This is a genomic window from Bradyrhizobium arachidis (genome assembly GCF_015291705.1).
Lineage (GTDB): Bacteria > Pseudomonadota > Alphaproteobacteria > Rhizobiales > Xanthobacteraceae > Bradyrhizobium > Bradyrhizobium arachidis.
The window spans coordinates 1,140,680-1,157,416 of the sequence record NZ_CP030050.1; the positions used below are offsets into that span (position 1 = coordinate 1,140,680).

The 16,737-nt window shown below is 65.1% G+C and carries 20 protein-coding genes; 10 read left to right on the forward strand and 10 right to left on the reverse strand.

Going from position 1 to position 16,737, the window contains the following annotated elements; genetic code table 11:
* Positions 1-174: 174 nt before the first annotated feature.
* Positions 175-1,374, reverse strand: a complete 1,200-nt coding sequence (locus tag WN72_RS05660; RefSeq protein ID WP_027565067.1) for an MFS transporter — start codon at positions 1,372-1,374, stop codon at positions 175-177.
* Here WN72_RS05660 and WN72_RS05665 point away from each other — a divergent pair.
* From WN72_RS05665 to WN72_RS05680, 4 genes are all read left to right on the forward strand, one after another.
* On the forward strand, positions 1,316-1,468 hold the full coding sequence (locus WN72_RS05665; RefSeq protein WP_167336470.1) for a hypothetical protein: 153 nt from the start codon (positions 1,316-1,318) through the stop codon (positions 1,466-1,468). The two genes, WN72_RS05660 and WN72_RS05665, sit on opposite strands and share 59 nt — an antisense overlap.
* A gap of 68 nt (positions 1,469-1,536) precedes the next feature.
* Positions 1,537-2,340, forward strand: a complete 804-nt coding sequence (locus WN72_RS05670; protein WP_092220717.1) for an MBL fold metallo-hydrolase — start codon at positions 1,537-1,539, stop codon at positions 2,338-2,340.
* Positions 2,341-2,497: 157 nt separating this feature from the next.
* Entirely contained in the window at positions 2,498-3,514 is a 1,017-nt protein-coding gene (locus WN72_RS05675; protein WP_092220697.1) for an alpha/beta fold hydrolase, read from the forward strand.
* 8 nt (positions 3,515-3,522) lie between these two features.
* Entirely contained in the window at positions 3,523-4,470 is a 948-nt protein-coding gene (locus tag WN72_RS05680) for a fatty acid desaturase (RefSeq protein ID WP_092220699.1), read from the forward strand.
* 56 nt (positions 4,471-4,526) lie between these two features.
* Here WN72_RS05680 and WN72_RS05685 read toward each other — a convergent pair whose 3' ends face one another.
* Complete coding sequence (locus tag WN72_RS05685; RefSeq protein WP_027565063.1) at positions 4,527-4,766, reverse strand: hypothetical protein; 240 nt, start codon at positions 4,764-4,766, stop codon at positions 4,527-4,529.
* A 136-nt stretch (positions 4,767-4,902) separates the two neighbouring features.
* The gene (locus WN72_RS05690; RefSeq protein WP_092220701.1) at positions 4,903-5,883 is read right to left on the reverse strand and encodes a helix-turn-helix transcriptional regulator; all 981 of its coding nucleotides are present in this window, start codon (positions 5,881-5,883) and stop codon (positions 4,903-4,905) included.
* Positions 5,884-5,970: 87 nt separating this feature from the next.
* On the opposite strand from WN72_RS05690, the gene WN72_RS05695 reads away from it, so the two are divergent.
* Entirely contained in the window at positions 5,971-6,615 is a 645-nt protein-coding gene (locus tag WN72_RS05695; RefSeq protein WP_092220705.1) for a glutathione S-transferase family protein, read from the forward strand.
* A gap of 185 nt (positions 6,616-6,800) precedes the next feature.
* Here the strand turns inward: WN72_RS05695 and WN72_RS05700 are convergent, their stop codons facing one another.
* The 3 genes from WN72_RS05700 to WN72_RS05710 form a co-directional block, all read right to left on the reverse strand.
* A complete protein-coding gene (locus WN72_RS05700; protein WP_092220708.1) occupies positions 6,801-7,586 on the reverse strand; it encodes an enoyl-CoA hydratase/isomerase family protein in 786 nt (261 codons plus the stop codon).
* Between the two features lie 12 nt (positions 7,587-7,598).
* The gene (locus WN72_RS05705; RefSeq protein WP_092220711.1) at positions 7,599-8,708 is read right to left on the reverse strand and encodes a cyclic nucleotide-gated ion channel; all 1,110 of its coding nucleotides are present in this window, start codon (positions 8,706-8,708) and stop codon (positions 7,599-7,601) included.
* Positions 8,709-8,831: 123 nt separating this feature from the next.
* Positions 8,832-9,050 (reverse strand): hypothetical protein, encoded by a 219-nt coding sequence (locus tag WN72_RS05710; RefSeq protein WP_092220713.1) that lies wholly within the window; start codon positions 9,048-9,050, stop codon positions 8,832-8,834.
* 344 nt (positions 9,051-9,394) lie between these two features.
* Between WN72_RS05710 and WN72_RS05715 the strand changes: the two genes are divergently transcribed.
* Complete coding sequence (locus WN72_RS05715) at positions 9,395-10,336, forward strand: IS110 family RNA-guided transposase (RefSeq protein WP_028146463.1); 942 nt, start codon at positions 9,395-9,397, stop codon at positions 10,334-10,336.
* A gap of 81 nt (positions 10,337-10,417) precedes the next feature.
* Here the strand turns inward: WN72_RS05715 and WN72_RS05720 are convergent, their stop codons facing one another.
* On the reverse strand, positions 10,418-11,863 hold the full coding sequence (locus tag WN72_RS05720) for a TAXI family TRAP transporter solute-binding subunit (protein WP_092216628.1): 1,446 nt from the start codon (positions 11,861-11,863) through the stop codon (positions 10,418-10,420).
* Between the two features lie 417 nt (positions 11,864-12,280).
* Here WN72_RS05720 and WN72_RS05725 point away from each other — a divergent pair, with 417 nt between their 5' ends.
* Positions 12,281-12,628 (forward strand): DUF3307 domain-containing protein, encoded by a 348-nt coding sequence (locus tag WN72_RS05725; RefSeq protein ID WP_051378573.1) that lies wholly within the window; start codon positions 12,281-12,283, stop codon positions 12,626-12,628.
* A 224-nt stretch (positions 12,629-12,852) separates the two neighbouring features.
* Positions 12,853-13,254, forward strand: coding sequence for a hypothetical protein (locus tag WN72_RS05730; protein ID WP_027565055.1), 402 nt, complete (start codon positions 12,853-12,855; stop codon positions 13,252-13,254).
* Here the strand turns inward: WN72_RS05730 and WN72_RS05735 are convergent.
* Both WN72_RS05735 and WN72_RS05740 read right to left on the reverse strand, forming a co-directional pair.
* Entirely contained in the window at positions 13,251-13,565 is a 315-nt protein-coding gene (locus WN72_RS05735; RefSeq protein WP_167380864.1) for a YkgJ family cysteine cluster protein, read from the reverse strand. The two genes, WN72_RS05730 and WN72_RS05735, sit on opposite strands and share 4 nt — an antisense overlap.
* A 5-nt stretch (positions 13,566-13,570) precedes the next feature.
* Positions 13,571-14,269 (reverse strand): helix-turn-helix transcriptional regulator, encoded by a 699-nt coding sequence (locus WN72_RS05740; RefSeq protein WP_027565053.1) that lies wholly within the window; start codon positions 14,267-14,269, stop codon positions 13,571-13,573.
* 112 nt (positions 14,270-14,381) lie between these two features.
* Between WN72_RS05740 and WN72_RS05745 the strand changes: the two genes are divergently transcribed.
* Both WN72_RS05745 and WN72_RS05750 read left to right on the forward strand, forming a co-directional pair.
* The gene (locus tag WN72_RS05745) at positions 14,382-14,642 is read left to right on the forward strand and encodes a hypothetical protein (protein ID WP_027565052.1); all 261 of its coding nucleotides are present in this window, start codon (positions 14,382-14,384) and stop codon (positions 14,640-14,642) included.
* 36 nt (positions 14,643-14,678) lie between these two features.
* Entirely contained in the window at positions 14,679-15,407 is a 729-nt protein-coding gene (locus tag WN72_RS05750) for a glutathione S-transferase family protein (RefSeq protein WP_092216625.1), read from the forward strand.
* A gap of 148 nt (positions 15,408-15,555) precedes the next feature.
* On the opposite strand, the gene WN72_RS05755 is transcribed toward WN72_RS05750, so the two are convergent.
* On the reverse strand, positions 15,556-16,707 hold the full coding sequence (locus tag WN72_RS05755; protein WP_027565050.1) for an ABC transporter substrate-binding protein: 1,152 nt from the start codon (positions 16,705-16,707) through the stop codon (positions 15,556-15,558).
* Between the last annotated feature and the right edge of the window lie 30 nt (positions 16,708-16,737).

The following is a 16,737-nucleotide window of genomic DNA, read 5'->3' on the forward strand; positions in this document are numbered from 1 at the left end:
TTGGCCAGTTGCGGCAGGTTGTATCGTCAGACGGATTCGCCGCAACGGCAAAAGCGCGGAGTTGCGTGATAAGCCACTCGCGATGACGTGCTGAGACCGCGACCTGGTGCCGCAGTCTGCTGTTCGCACGCATTGCCGCGCAGATTGTGCCGGGATTTCCCGCGACGATCGGTCTCAATATTTCTTCACGTGCGTTCCGAACGCCAGCCACAGCGCCGTCGATGCGAGGCCGAAGCTGCCGAGCAGCAGGAAGGTCGGGCCGTAGCCGATCCATTGCGCGATCCAGCCGCCGAGTGCGGGGCTGAGGCTTGCACCGACGCCTTGCACGGTGATCACGGCGCCTTGGCCGAGATTGATGCGACCGGTGCCGTCGAGCGAGCGGGCCACCATGCCGGGGACGGCGACAGTCTGAAGCCCGGTGCCGATGCCGTCGAGCACCTGCATCGGCACGACGCCCCACCACCCCGTGACGAAGAAGGCGAGCACGCCGCGGATAGGCAGAAACATGAACGACACCAGGATCACCGGCCAATAGTTGCGCTTGCCCGCGACCTGCATGCCGACCAGCGACGTGACGACCATGACGCCCTGCGCAATGACGACGGTGGTCGCCACGAAGCTCGGGCCATTGGCCTGTCCCTCGGCCACGGCCGCAAGGCCATAGAGCGGGACGATCGCCGCATTGCCGAGATGGAAGATGGCAAGCGCGAGCGCCAGCACCAGGAGCGGCTTGTGCTTGAGGAGAACGGACATGGCATCCGGTGGATTCTTGCTCTCGTCCTCCTTGCTGCCACGGGCCTGGCGATCGTCGATGGCCTTGGCGGGAATCATCAGCACGCAGGCGATCGCGATCGCGCCGAACACCGCCGCCAGCACGAACACGGCGACATAGCCGTACCTGTAGCCGAGATAGCCCGACAACGCGGCGCCGACCATGTTGCCGGCGTGGTTGAAAGCCTGGTTGCGGCCGTTCAGCGCGTTGAAGCCTTTTTGCTTGGCGATGCCGAGCGTGATGCCGGTCACCGCCGGCACGATCGCGGCACTCGCCAGCGATTGCGCCACTTGCGAGAACGTCACCGCCCAGAAGTTCTGCGAGAGCAGGATGATGGCGGAGGCGAGCACCACGCAGATGCCGGGAATGACGACCCATAGCCGCTTGTTGCGGCTGGAATCGATGAAGCCGCCGATCGGCGTCGTGACCAGCATGCCCGCGACATTGCCGATCGTCAGCGCGGTGCCGATCAGCCCGGTCGCCCAGCCGCGCTCCTGCAGGAACACGCCGACGAACGGCCCGATGCCCGACTGCATGTCGGCCATGAAGAAATTGACTGCAAACAGCGGCCAGATGCGGGGTGGTGAGGAGCGCGATGTCATCGAGACGCTGAAAATGTTCCTGCCGGCGAGTGAGGTCTCGTTCAAAGCTGATCGTGATGACCGGCCGATTGCGCCGGCATGGATGAGAACGTAACCTGCGTTGACAGCGTTGGTTCCTCGCGCTTGCGAATGCGGGACGATGTCCCTTTCTGGATCCTGGCCATGCCTCTCTGGACCTGCGAAACCTGCGGCGCGCAATTTCCGGCCAGCGAAAAGCCGCCTGCGTCCTGTCCGATTTGCGAGGACGAGCGGCAGTTCGTGAACTGGAAAGGGCAGACCTTTCTCACGCGCGAAGCACTGGCTGACGGCCATCGCCTGGTTTGGCGCGACGATCTCGGCCTCACAGGCCTCGCGCTCGAGCCGAGCTTTGCCATCGCCCAACGCGCGCTGCTTGTGCCACTGGGCGATGGCTGCGTGATGTGGGACTGTATCCCGTTGGCGACGCCGGAGGCGGTCGCGCAGGTGCGGTCGCTCGGCGGCCTGAAGGCGATCGCGATCTCCCATCCGCATTACTATGGCGCGGTTGCCGACTGGAGCGAGGCCTTCGGCGGCGTGCCGGTCTATCTGCACGCCGACGATCGGCAATGGGTGACGCGTCCGCATCCCTCCATCGTGCACTGGACCGGCGATCAGCATCGCATTTCCGACGATGTGCTGCTGCTGCACACCGGCGGTCATTTCGCCGGCGCCACCATGCTGCACTACGGACGCGGTGCCGACGGCAAGGGCGCGCTGCTGACCGGCGACATCGCGCAGGTGACGATGGACCGTCGCTTCGTCAGCTTCATGTATTCCTATCCCAACTACATGCCGCTCGGTGCCGCCGCGGTGCGGCGCATTGTGGCCGCCGTCGCGCCGCTCGCCTTCGACCGCATCTATGGCGCCTGGTGGGGCCGCAACATCGCGGTGGGCGCCAAGGCCGCCTTTGAAGCCTCGGTGCAGCGGTACATCGCCGCTATCGCCTGAGCTGCGCGACGGCCGAAATCCGCGTTGCCTCCCTCAAATAAATGTACTACAAGTACAGTTATTGAGCGAGGCGCAACGATGCGTTTGCCGGTCCGGCACGATCGATGCATCGTTGTCCCGGCGGGCGGGTTCTGCGGCCGCGCGAGGGAGTTGGTCCATGACCGGGCAGCGCGACTACGAGATCTTTGAGGCTGGCGACGTCACGCTTCAATCCGGCGCGGTCTTCCCCGCGATGAAGCTCGCCTACAAGACCTACGGCACGCTCAACGCGGCCAAGGATAACGTCATCTTCTATCCGACCTCGTTCAGTGCGCAGCACTTCGACACCGAATGGCTGATCGGGCCCGACGGTGTGCTCGATCCCACGCGCTACTTCATCATCATTCCGAACCTGTTCGGCAACGGCCTGTCGTCCTCGCCGTCGAACACCGCAGGGCCCCATCCTGAGATCACCTATCACGATGCGATCGCGGTCCAGCACCGCCTCCTCACCGAGCGCTTCGGCATCTCAAAGCTCGCGCTGGTCTATGGCTGGTCGATGGGCGGCATGCAGACCTATCACTGGGCGGCACTGCATCCTGACATGGTCGCGCGCGCCGCAGTGGTCTGCGGCAGCGCGCGCTGCGCGCCTTACAATTATGTCTTCCTCGAAGGCGTCAAGGCGGCGCTGACTGGCGATCCGGCCTTCCGCGGCGGCCGCTTCGTCGAGAGGCCGGTTGCCGGCTATCGCGCCATGGGGCGCGTCTATGCCGGCTGGGCGATGTCGCACGGCTTCTATCGCGACGAGCTCTGGCGCGAGGCCGGCTTCATCTCGCTCGAGGATTATCTCGCCCGCAACTGGGACACGACCTTCGCTCGCCGCGACGCCAACGACCTGCTGGCGCAGGCCGGCATCTGGCAGCGCGGCAATATCGGCGCATGCGCGGCGTTCGGCGGCGATCTCGATCGTGCGCTGGCGGCAATCAAGGCGCATGTGCTGCTGATGCCGGGCGCGACCGATCGCTACTTCGACTTCCGCGACAACGAGGACGAGCTTCCCAAGCTCGTCAACGCGAAATCCGCCGTGCTGCATCCGATCCCCTCGCAGCACGGCCATCGCGCCGGCAATCCCGTCAACAATCCGCGCGACACGGCCTTTCTCAAGGCCGAGGTCGCGGCGCTGCTCAGCAAGTAGGGTCCACCATGACTGACGCGACCGTTTCCGAGCCCGGCCATCGCCTGAAGCCGCTCAGCCCGGCGATGCTGCGCGAATTGTCGGTGCGCTCGAACCTCAGGGGCGCGGCGCAGACTCTTGGTCATTACAGTATGATCGTGCTGGTCGGCGCGCTGATCTGGATGGTCACCTCGCGCTACGGCGTGCTCTGGGCGCTGCCGCTGATGGCGGCGCAGGGCTATCTCGTCGCCTTCCTGTTCATGGCGGTGCACGAGACCGCGCACAAGACCGCGTTCAGGAGCCGCGGCCTCAACCTCGCGGTCGGCTATCTCTCCGCTTTCATCATCGGATTGCCGTACGAATATTACTGCCTGTTCCACTGGGACCATCACCGCTACACCCAGGATCCCGAGAAGGACCCTGAGCTGATCGTCGGCGTGAAGCCGAGATCCGACACGCAGCTCGCGATCGCCTATAGCGGCCTGCTCCAGGTCGCCGGCCGCCTGCGGCTGATGCTCGGCCACGCCGTCACCGGCAGCGTCGTGGTGCCCTGGATTCCCGAGAACAAGCGCGCCGTCATAGTCACCGAAGCGCGCGCCTATGTCGCGCTCTATGCACTGCTGCTCGTGGCCTCGCTGTGGGTCTCCTCAGCGCTGCTGCTCTGGGTCTGGCTCGTGCCGCTCGTCATCGGGCAGTTCTTCCTACGGCCCTATCTCTACGCCGAGCACACCGGCTGCGAGCGGACGCGCAGCGCCTTCCAGAACACCCGCACCACCTATACCGGCGCGGTCGTCAAATGGATCGCGTGGAACATGCCCTACCATGTCGAGCACCACGCCTATCCCTCAATTCCCTTTCACGCGCTGCCGAAGCTGAACGAGATCGTCGACGGCGAAATCGTCCATCGCGGCCGCGGCTACATCCAGACGACGCGCGAGACCTGGGCCTGGTTTCGCCGGCATCGGCAGGGCATCTAGCTCAAAGCAAAACTCCGGCCGCAGCGCGACCGGAGCTTTGTCGAAGAGACGAGATATCAGTAGATCCCGTAGGCGCAGACATTCACGACGCGAACGCGCAGGCCGTGGCGGGTCTGGACGACGCGCTCCTGGTAGCAGTTGTTGATGCCGGTGTTGACATAGAGGCCGCCATAGCCAAAGCCCCAGCCGGGACCCCAGTGGTGATGGAAGCCGTGAGCCGAAGCGGCGGTGGGCGCGAGAGCGGCAGCACCGAGCGAGCCGGCAGCGATCAGACCAAGAGCAAGCTTACGAAACATTTTCATTCTCCAGTGGCGCTAAGGCCGTTGTTGTGTCCCTGCATCTCCGTCGGGTCGAAATGGGAATGCGTTCACAGGGGATGAGGAGAATCGTGTTTCAGGAATGTTTCGTGGGCTGCGGCGAGGTGCGCCGATGTCAGGCTTTGCGCGCCGCGCGATAGCGCGCGGCCATCGCCTGCGTCATCTCGGCCATCTTCTCGCGGAGATCGGCGGGCTCCAGCACCTCGGCCTCGGACCCGAGCCGCAGCAATTCGGACGCGGCGTGCCATGAGGTCTTGCCGGTCGGCACGCGCGCGATGCGCCAGCCATCGGCATCGGTGGTGTCCTCGAGCTGCGTGCGCGCCTTGACGTAAGGCTGGCTCAGCGCGTCGAGCAGTTTCACGCCGAACGGCGACAGCCGCACGACCGCGACGTTGGGATGCATCTCGGCTTCGAGGCGGAGCGTCGCGTCTCGCCAATAGGCGGCGAGATCGAAATCGGCGGGACGATCGAAGCGGTCGTCGAGTTCAGTGCAGTCGAGCACGCGCGCGACGCGATAGGTGCGCACGCTGCGGTCGACTTGCCCCGCGAGATACCAGCTGCCGCCCTTCAACACGAGGCCGAGCGGCGCAACGCAGCGCTGCTTCTCCGCGCGCCAGCTCTGGTAGCGGATCTTGATCAAGGTGCCACGCAGGGCCGCACCGGCAATCGCGCGCAGATGCTTCGGCTCTTCTGCCTCGCCGAACCAGCCGGGTGCGTCCAGGTGAAAGCGCTCCTGCATCCGGCCGGCGTCCTCGCGCAGATTGGCAGGCAGCGCGGCCATCAGCTTGTTCTGCGCGGCGATCATTGCCGCATCGAGCCCGAGCGCCGCGGCAGGGCCGGGGAGCCCCGCGAGGAACAGCGCGCCCGCTTCGCTCTGCGACAACCCGTTCAGCCGCACCCGATAGCCGTCGAGGAGGCGATAGCCGCCCTCAGCGCCGCGGTCGGCATAGACAGGCACGCCGGAGGCCGCGAGCGCGTCGATGTCGCGATAGATCGTGCGCACCGAGACCTCGCAGGCCTCGGCAAGCTCGGGCGCAGTGACCTGCCCCCTGGCCTGGAGGGTGGTGAGGATCGACAGCATCCGGCTCGCGCGCATGACCCCTTAAACCATACCTGACACAGGATGTCAGGTATCCTCCCTTACAAGATGCGCCATCGCCAGCCGGCCAGATGGAGACCTGCCATGACCGATTCCAATCGCATCACGCTGTATTATTCGCCGCAGAGCCGCGCCACCGGCACGCGGGTTCTGCTGGACGAGCTCGGCGCGCCCTACGATCTTCACGTCTTCAACATGAAGGTCGGCGAGCAGCGGCAGCCGGCCTATCTCGCTATCAATCCGCTCGGCAAGGTACCGGCGATCCATCACCGCGGGGAGCTCGTGACCGAGCAGGTCGCGATCACCATCTATCTCGCCGATCTGTTTCCGCAGGCGGGCCTCACGCCCGCGCTGAACGATCCGCTACGCGGTCCGTATTTGCGCTGGATCGCCTATTACGGCGCCTCGTTCGAGCCGGCCCTGATCGACAAGTTCATGCAGCGCGAGCCCGCGCCGATCACGCAATCGCCCTATGCCGATTACGACACCATGCTGGGCGCGCTCGAGGCGCAGCTTGCGAAGGGGCCGTATCTGCTCGGCGAGCGCATGACCGCCGCCGATGTGCTGTGGGGCGTCGCGTTCAGCTGGACCATGATGTTTGGTATCGTGCCGAAGAAGGACGTGTTCGTGCGCTACGCCGAGCGCATGACCTCGCGGCCGGCGTTCCAGCGCATCACTGCGGCCGATGACGAGATGGCGGCGGAGCATGCCAAGGCGGTTGGGGGCTGAGGCGGCGCCTCAACACTCCGCCGTCGTCCCGGGGCGCGCAAAGCGCGAACCCGGGACCCATAACCACAGGGAGGAGTTTTGCGAAGATTCGGAGTTACCAGCTTTGCCTCATAACCACTGCCTGTGGTTATGGGTCCCGGGCTCATCGCTTCGCGATGCCCCGGGACGACAGCGGAGTATTCCCCTCAAAACCTCGGCGCCCGCTTCTCCGCAAAGGCCTTGATCCCTTCCTTGATCTCGTCGCCGCGCATGCTGTCGCGGTGGCGCTGGTCGGCGGCCGCCTCATCCAGCTCGCCGCGGGCGAATTCGTTGATGGCGCGCTTCATGCCAGCCATCGCCTGCGGCGCGTTGCCGGCGAGGATAGTGGCGAGCTTGTCGACCTCCTCATCGAGCGTCTCCTCCGGCACCATCGCGGTGAGATAGCCGATCCGCAGCATCTCCGGCGCGCTGATCTTCTGCGCGGTCAAAAACAGCTTCTTGGCATTGTCGACGCCGAGCCGCGTCACATAGCGTTTGATGCCGCTCCGGTAGTAATGCAGCCCGAGCCGCGCCGCCGGCATGAACATCTCGGCCGTGTCGACGCCGATGCGGAAATCGCAGGCCAGCGCAAGGTCGGTCGAGCCGCCATAGACGCCGCCGTTGAGCCGGCAGATCGTCGGCACGCCGAGATCCTCCAGCCGATTGACGACCATCTCGAACGCCGAGCCCGCGCTCTGCTGCTCGGTCGCGCTGACCGCGCGCTCCGCGACCGAGTTGAGGTCATAACCGGCCGAGAAGGCGCGCCCGGTGCCGGTCAGCACCAGCACGCGGATCGCAGGATCGGCCTCGACAGCGTCGAACAGCTTGAGCAATTCGCCGAGGTCTTCCGCCTGGAGCCGGTTGAGATGTTTTGGACGATTGAGGCGGATGGTGGCGCGTGCGCCATCGATTTCAAGCACGGGGCTGGAAGCCGCGTCGGCCTGGTCCGACATTCTTGTCTCCTCTTATTTATTTTCCAGCGCGCGGCGCTTTGCTTCGGCGTCGATGGTCTCGGCGAGATCGGGATGCCGTGCCATCAGTACGCGGAAGTCGACGAGGTCGAGCACCAAGAGCCGCGACACCTTCGTGGTCGAGACATTGGCGCCGCGCATGTTGTTGCCGAGCAGCGCCATCTCGCCGAAGAAGGCGCCCTCGCCGAGCTGCACCTTCTTGCCGGGCAGGTCGACCTCGACCTCGCCGGCGGCGATGAAATACATGCAGTCGCCCTGCGCGCCCTTGCGGATGATCATGGTGCGCGCCGGCAGCTCCATGGTGCGCAGCATGTGGGTGACGTCGGCGATCGCTGCTGGTCCCAGCGCGGCAAAGAACGGCACCTTGCTGACGGATTCCCAGGTCTTGAGGAAATTGTCGCGCCTCGTCTCGGCGGCAAAGCCGGTCGCAAGAATACCGGTCCAGAGGCCGAACACGCCGAGGCCGGAGATCATCACCAGCGCCGCCACCATGCGCCCGAGCGGCGTCACCGGCACGACGTCGCCATAACCTGTCGTGGTCAGCGTGACGACCGCCCACCACAGCGCGGCCGGCACGCTGCCGAAGGTCTGCGGCTGCACGTCCCGCTCGAGGAAGTATTCGGCGACCGAGGCGAGGAACACCACCATCAGGAAGATCACGAGCACGCTGAGCAGCGGCCCGGATTCCAGCACCAGCACGCGGCGAAGCTGGCGCAGGCCGGGAATGCCCGGCACCACCTTCAGCACCCAGAGCACGCTGAGCAGCCAGGCCGTCTTCGGCTCGACGCCAAGCGTCAGCGCGAGGGGAACGGCCAGCGCGCCGATCGCATCGACGATGCCGGCGGAGGAGGACAAATACAGCGACAGGCGCCCAGTCCGCGCCATGTGGCGCAGGCGGACCACCCATTCGAACACGAAATAGGCGAGGCAGGTCCACAGCAGAGCGTCGACCCAGTGATGCGATGCCTCATAGGCCGGGCCAATTGTCAGCAGCACCATGCTGAGCACGCCGACGCCCACGGCCACATAGGCCGCCTTGGTCATGTTGCGGCCGGCCGTGGCGGCCGCGAACTGGGCCAGAGCGGAGATCAGCGGCTTGGACATGCGGGAGGGCGGCTCGGTTTGGCTTTTGCGGTCCCGGCTGGGATCACAGCGCCAAAGTGCCCGCCCGGGCCGGGGCCGTCAACGATGGGCTCGGCGTCGCCAATGAGGGAACGGAGGCGGGGGTTACCTGAAGTGCGGCGGCTCGTCGTAGCCGCGGCGGCTGCTGAAAAACAGCAGGATCATCAGGCCGATGCCGACGATGACGGAAAATCCGGCCCCCAGCGCCAGGGCGACATAGCCTTCGGTCGGGATCGGGTCCCCTTCGACCGCCATCGCGGAATAAGCGAAATAACCAACCGCCGCCAGCATTCCCAGAAGGAAGATGATGAGGAGTGTACGCATGGTGCGTTCTCCGGTTGTAACCGGGAGCCAACGGTTGCGGGAGGAGACGGTTCCCGGAGTTCCGGCCATCCTGTCTCGTGCCCCGGACGCAGCGCAGCACTCCCGGCGATGCTCAGCATCGTCCGGTGTGATGCGCTGCAGAGCCGGGGCCCATGCGGCAGCGGACGGCGCGGCTTGCTGGGTCCCTGTGTCTTGGAAGTCTGTCAGGATGGGTTGGGCGGGAAGCCGTTGGGTCCTTGGCGCTTGACGCCGTGAGCCGGCTCGGTCTCCCGCCCGTTCCATTACCAACCTGAACAGTTGCACGAGGCTGCGCCAACAGACCTCGCATCACAGGGACAGGCACCGTGATCATACCCCTTCGTTGCGTCGGAATCGACGTCTCCAAACAATATCTCGATATCTTCGATGAAGGCCTGGGCGTGCCGGAGCGCATCGCCAACGCGACGCAGGCCATCACCCAGATCGCGGCGCGTTGGCGATGCGATGTGCTGGTCGTCTTCGAGGCCACGGGTGTTTATGACCTCGAGCTTCGCGAAGCGCTGAGCGAGGCCGGCATCCGTTTCGCCCGGATCAACCCGGCCCGGGCTCGTGACTTCGCGCGCGCCAGCGGGCAGCTCGCCAAGACCGACCCGATCGACGCGCGAATGCTGGCAGCCTTTGCGCGGGCCATGCAGCCAGCAACCGAGCCGACTGCCAATCCCGCCCGCAACGCCTTGGCGGGACTTGCAAAACGGCGAGATCAGCTGGTTCGCATGCGCGCGCAGGAGAAGAACCGGCGCAGCGAGACCGACGACCGTGCCATGGCCGAGCGCATCGGTCGCCTCATTGAAGTCCTCGACGGCGAGATCGCCGAGATCGAGGCCGACATCAGGGGACTAATCAAAGCCGAGCGAGAGATTGCGGACGATGCGCGATTGATGCGCTCACTGCCTGGCGTGGGTCCCGTGGCTTGCATGCAACTCATCGCGAAGATGCCGGAACTCGGACATGTGGGAGCCAAGCAGATCGCGGCGCTCGCCGGCCTGGCTCCCTTCAACGTCGACAGCGGAGCCTTCCGCGGCAAACGCAAGATTGCCGGCGGCCGAAAGCGCGTCCGTGACGCCCTCTACATGGCTGCGCTCAACGCGGTTCGCAGGGCCGATCCGTTCAAGGCCTTCTACGCACGGCTGCGACGGGCCGGCAAACCAGCCAAGCTCGCCCTCATTGCCGTCGCCAGGAAGCTGCTAACGGTCCTCAATGCCATGATGCGTGACAGAAAGCCGTACCTGAAAGCCAACCCAACATAACAGTTGCCGGCTCGGCGCCGCAATGCCTTTGGCATTGCAGCTTGTCCGGGACGCGAGAGTGGGAGTGCCGCGGCCCTCGAATCAGGCGCTCTGCGCGGTCTTCACCACCACGACATTGCTATCTTCAGGTGGCGGGAGGGCGGCAGGGCCCGCGACCGTGTCGGTCTCGCCGCAATGGCGCTTGAGATAGTCGCGGCGCATGCCGATCTCGTCGCGGACGAATTCGTAGCCGAGCTTGAAGGTGTCGAGCCCGTCGGTGCTGATGGTGCCGTCTCTGAGGCCGACCACCGCGCCGCGCAGGATGCCTTCCAGCTCGTCCTGGAGACATTCGAGCTGATCCAGCGAATGGGCATGCTCGATGCGCTCGCCGATGTCGAGAATGGCAGTGGAGAGCTCGCTGGCCTTCTCCGGCGCGATGCGGGTGATCTTGGCGTAGATCGCGGCGAAGATCGAGCCGATGACGCTGAGCGCGGCGGCGCCCAGATACATCATGTCGCTGTACTTATCCATGAACGACTTGGTGTCGTCGTTGATGTAATCGGCCGCGCCCTGATGCGCCATCACGTAGGCGTCCTTCTCGACCGAGGCCGGCTCGATCTTGCTGGCGAAGCCGTTGTCGAGCCCGAGCGCCGACTTGTTCTCGTAGACGATGCGCGCGAGATCGCCAGCCGTGGTCGCCGACATCCTGGATTGCGCGACCAGCAGCCATTCCAGCCCGATCGTCTCGAGGTCGTCGTCGGGAATCTCGGGCGAGGCCGACAGCGTGCCTGCGGTCAGCGTCTCGTCGGAAATGCCGGGGAATTTGCGGGCGAGCGCCTTGGTCTCGTCGATCGCATTCAGCGTGAAGCCGCCGCGCTTGGCGACCTGCTCATAGGCTTTGTCACGCACCGCCTTCGAGGCGTGGACGACGGCGATCACCGCGCCGTATCCGTTCGCCGGCGCAAACAGCTTGTCGAGCGTTGCGCCCTGCGGCGCCATCTGGATCTTCGCGGCGTCCGGCCCGTCGGGAATATCGAGGATGCTGCGCACGAAGGCGAGCGAGGAATCGTTCTCGGCGAGGATGGCGACCTTCTTCTTCTTCAGCTCGGCGAGCGACTTGATCTTCTTGTTGCCGGGCCCGAGCAGAAGCACGAGATCGTGTTCGAGGACCGCGAGTGTGCGCGCCCGCAGCGGCACCTTGGCATCGGTGCGCAGCACGGCGAGGTCGGCCTGCTTGCGGTCGAACTGCGCGAGCGCCTTGGTATTGTCAGGGTTGTTGACGATCTTGATCCGGAAACGCGAGGCGTTGTTCTTCAGTACCGCGGCGAGCTTGGCCGCGAACAGGGCCTCGTCGCTGTTGGGGGCACCGACGGCAAAGGTCAGCGTCTCCGAATTGTGCAGCATGGCGCGGCCGCCCCAGACGGTGGCGAGCGACAGCAGCAGGGTCAGCACGACGTAGAGAAAGACCTGCTGCTGATTGGTCTTGATCACCTTGGGACGCCGCGGCTGCGGCTCCGATGGTGACGAGGCGGGGCCTTCAGTACTCATGCTCAGCACTCATGGCAGCACGCTGGCCTTATTCCTGGGCGGCAGGCGGCTCGCGGATGTGATCTGCGGCGCGCGCCGTGCAATTCTAAGCAACTGAAAAAAGAACGAAATTCTTTGACTTCGAGGATAGCGCGCCGCTACCGGAATGCAAATTTCGAGCCGAAGGTAACCTTACTCCTCCCGACCGCGGCTATTGGTCATCCTATCACCAGTTAGCCACAGTTGGCGATTTTCCGGTTCCCCCCGGCTGCATTCTGCCGCGGGAGATGTCATAAATTGGAGGTCCCGGCGCTTTGACCGGTCCAAGAAGAAGTTGCGCTGAACGCTCCAATCTTTCTTGTCACGTCAATGAGGGCGTCAGCTTTGTCGTTTCCACCCATGTCATCGGCGGTTCCGGTCGAAGCGCTCATTGGCTGGATGTTGCTGCTCACCTTCAAGCACATCATCGCCGATTTCGTGCTCCAGACCGCCTGGATGGCGCAGGGCAAGGACCAGAAACACGGCTGGGCCCTGCCGCTTCTGGTGCACTGCCTGATTCACCTTGCGGTTGCGCTGCCGCTGATCCTGATCGTGGCGCCGCGATTCTGGTTCGTCGCCTTCATCGACTTCGTGATCCACATCACCATCGATCGCGCCAAGGGATTCGTCTCGGCCAATCTGGGTGTCGACCTGCATCATCCCTGGTTCTGGACCCTGATCGGTGTCGACCAGGCGCTGCACCATCTCACCGGCTTCGGCCTCTCCATCTTCATGGCGGCGAACTGACTGCTCACACCGTCATTCCGGGGCGGTCCGCAGGACCGAACCCGGAATCTCGAGATTCCGGGTTCTCGCTTCGCGAGCCCCGGAATGACGGCAAGCCGCCAAGTCCCGCGGCGCCCTCTGATTCGCGGCCCACGCGCAAGGACCCCGGGTGACTACCGGGCAGCGTGGTTAACCTTTCATTAGAGAATTGCGCTGCATCTTCCGCACTACGAGGGAGAACTGCAATGTTTTCAAGCCGTGACGCTTTTGAAAGCGATTTCTGCCCGGTTCGCGACGAGCTCCTTGGCGAGATGTATCGCGCCAGCGAGAGTGGCCTGCCGAGGCTGGTTGAGAGTGTTTCCCCTGAGGCACGCGCCCGCCTGGCGCTGTTCTGCTATCGCCGCAGCCATCTGCACTCGCTGGCGGTCGCCATCGCTGCAAGCTGCAGCGAGCGCGATCTGATCGACAACGGCGGTCGCGTCGGCTCGACGCTCTACGCGCTGTCACGTGCGAGCTCGGCCAAATCGTCGCCGTCGCTGTCGGGCGGCCGCAAGCCGATTACGCTGTCGACCAAGCCGCTCTCGGTGCTCGCACCGCTGGACGACGAGCTCGACGACGACGAGATCGACGAGGCCGTTCCGGCTTAAGTTGGTTCGATCGCCGGAAGCCCGAACTTCCGCCGCGCCATCGCGCATTCGGCATCGCCCGGCATGCAGGTGCGGCACACCTCAGGCCGCACCGTATAGATGCCGCACGCCGTCGCCTTGCCGATCTCTCCCTGCAAGGCCGAGCAGCGATCACCCTCGCAACGCATGCCGGATTGATGCGCATTGACGAGCGCTTCGGGGATCGCTGCAAGCTCCTCGTCGTTCTCGATCGAGAAGCGCGGCCAGTTCTCCGAATAGCCGCAGCAGGCGCCGCAGCTCTGGCAGCAGCTCGACAGATCGATTTCTTCCATCGTCCTCACGTGTCCTTTGGCGGGCCCCAGACCAGGCTCTGCCGCCATCTCGCGCGCAGCACGTCGCGCCTTTCAGGATATTTCTCGTCGAGATAGGTTGCCTCGACGACGCGATCGGTGCGGAAGCTACGGAAGTCGCTGCGCAGCTCGCACCACGCCGCGAGCAGGCGCACGGCTTCGAGATAGCCGACCGAGATCGGCCAGATCATGCGCTCGCTGGGGCGGCCCTGCTCGTCGCGATAGCGTAGCATGATCTTCTTGCCTTCGTGGATCTGGGTGCGCGTGCGCACCATGTCGAGGCGATCCGGCTCCCTGTTCCAGCTCGGCCGCGCGCGGCTTGCCGGCTCCAGCACGAAGGGACGCAGGCGCTCAGGCACGGTGTCGGCGATCTTGGCCATCAGGTCTTCGGCCGCGCGCGCCAGCGCGGAATCGGCATGGCCCGCAACCCATTGCGCGCCCAGCACCGCGGCCTCGATCTCGTCGGGTGTCAGCATGAGAGGCGGCAGGTCAAAGCCCTTTTCCAGGATGTAGCCCATGCCGGCTTCGCCGCGGATCGGCACGCGCTGGCCGATCAGCGTCGCGATGTCGCGATAGATCGTGCGCTTGGAGGTCTCGAGCTCGGCCGCGATCGCGTCCGCCGTCAGCGGCTTACGCGTGCGCCTCAGCACCTGGATGATCTGAAACAGCCGGTCGGCGCGTCTCATGACAATTCTCTCATCGGGATCGGATCAGAAAGCGGCGCGCTGCTGCTGACAGGATGTTGGCAGCAGGGGGGTTCTATACCGGGACAACACATCGACTGAAGAGGATTTGTCCATGATCATTCCAACCCATTTCGGCCCGGCACTTCCGATGCTGCGGGCACAGGCGTGGTCCGCATCGGCATTCGGCCGCCTCGTTTCGCTCGATCTCATGGCCGTCGACCTCCGGTTTGCCCTCGCGAGCGTGGTGGCACGCTCGCTGACCCAGGCTGCGGACGCGCTGGTCCGCCACGTCATGGCCCGCGCCTGGCGGGGGGCCCGTTTCGCAGAAGATATCACGGCTGCTGCCACCATGGTGGCAGCAGCCCGGCACTAGGTTCCGTCAAGTTTTCGGTAGACCAGGAGAACGCGCATGATCACGCTTTATGGCTTTGGCACCGGCTTCGGCCTGCCGGAAATCAGCCCCTTCGTCACCAAGACCGAGGTGCAACTCAAGATGGCTGGGCTGCCCTACCGGAAGGAGCGCGCCATGCCGCCCGCGTCCCCGAAGGGGCAGCTGCCCTTCATCGACGATGGCGGCGAGGCGGTGGCCGATTCCACCTTCATCCGCGCCCATATCGAGCGCCGCTACGGCTTCGATTTCGACGCCGGCCTGTCGCTGCCCGAGCGTGCGCAGGCCTGGGCGTTCGAGCGCATGATCGAGCACCACGTCTATTGGGCGCTGGTCGGCGCGCGCTGGGTCGATCCGGTCAACTTCGCCAAGGGCCCGTCGCACTTCTTCGACGGCGCGCCGGAACATAACCGCGAGAAGCTGCGCGAGGACGCGCAATTCCGGGTCGCCGAGAACTATCTGCTCTCCGGCCTCGGCCGCCACGCGCCCGACGACGACGTCGATCTTGCCGTGCGCTCGCTGTTCGCGCTCTCGGTGCAGCTCGGCGACAAGGCCTATCTGATGGGCAACAAGCCCTGCGGCGTCGACGCCACCGCCTTCGGCGCGCTCGCCGGGATTTTGACGCCGTTCTTCGAGTCAGGGTTGCGCCAGCGGGCCGAGGGATTTCCGAATCTCACCGCTTATGTCGACCGCATGATGGACAGTTATTATCCCGAGTTCGCCTGGACCCCGCTGCGGCAGGCGGCGTGAGGCTCGGAGCATCCGCAAGCTCGCTGCAACCTCTCCCCCGCCTGCGGGAGAGGGGGCGCGGCGACACCGTGACAGCGGCTTGCGATCAGCTGCCAAAAAAGAGCCGGCCCATCGGGCCGGCTCTCGTCGTCTCAAACTGTCGTTACGCCTACTTCACCAGCGAGTACTTGCCGTTCTTCACCGTGAGCAGGATGCGGGCGCGCTCGTCGACGCCGTAGCGGTCCTTTTCGGTGAAGTTGTAGACGCCCTGGCTCGCCGCGAGCTCCTTCTCCGACAGCAGGGCCTGGCGGATCGCTTCGCGGAATTCCGGCGTGCCGGGCTTGGCCGTCTTCAACGCCACCGGGATGATCCGCTTCAGGATCTCGAACGCATCGTAGGAATGGCCGGCGAACTGGCTGCGGCTGTTCGGGCCGTACTTGGCCTCATAGGCCGAGTTCAGCGCGAGGCCCGGCCGCTTGGTGGCGGCTTCGTCCGGCTGGTCTTCGGGGTCCATGACGGGACCGGAGGCCATCAGCACGCCTTCGGCCGCTTTGCCGGCGATGCGGATGAAGTCCATGCTGGCGGCGCCATGGGTCTGGTAGATCAGGCCCTGATAGCCGCGCTCGCGCAGCTCGGTCTGCGGCAGCGCGGCTGCGGTGCCGGAGGCGCCGACCAGGATCGCGTCGGGATTGGCGGCGACGAGCTTGAGCACCTGTCCGGTCACCGAGGTGTCGGGACGGGCGAAGCGCTCCTCGTCGACGATGGTCATGCCCATCGGCACGGCCTGCGCCTTCAGGTCGTTGAACCAGAGGTCGCCATAGGAGTCGGAATAGCCGATATAGCCGAGGGTCTTCACGCCCTTTGACTTCATGTGGTCGTACAGCACCTTGCCGACGATCGGAATCGGCTGCGGCATCGCCACCGACCACTTCATGCGCTCCGGCGTGATCGGGAACGGCGCCAGGCCAAAATGCGGAATGCCGGCTTCATTGGCGACGTTGGAGACCGCGATGGTCGGCGGCGTTAGCGCCGAGCCCATGATGATGTCGGCCTTGGATTCCGTCACGAAGCGGCGGGCGTTGGTCGTTGCCGTGGTAGGATCGCCGCCGTCGTCGAGCACGATCACCTTCAGCGGCACGCCGCCGATTTCCTTCGGCACGAACTCCAGCGCATTGCGCTCGGGGATGCCGAGCGCTGCGCCCGGGCCGGTCGTGGTGGTGGTGATGCCGATGGTGATCTCGGCGGTCTGGGCCAGCGCTGGCAGCGCCGGCAAGGCGAGCGTCGCCGCGGCAATCGCGGCGGTCAGGTAAAAGCGTTTCATCTATTCCTCCCTTGACGTGTTTCCTTGAAA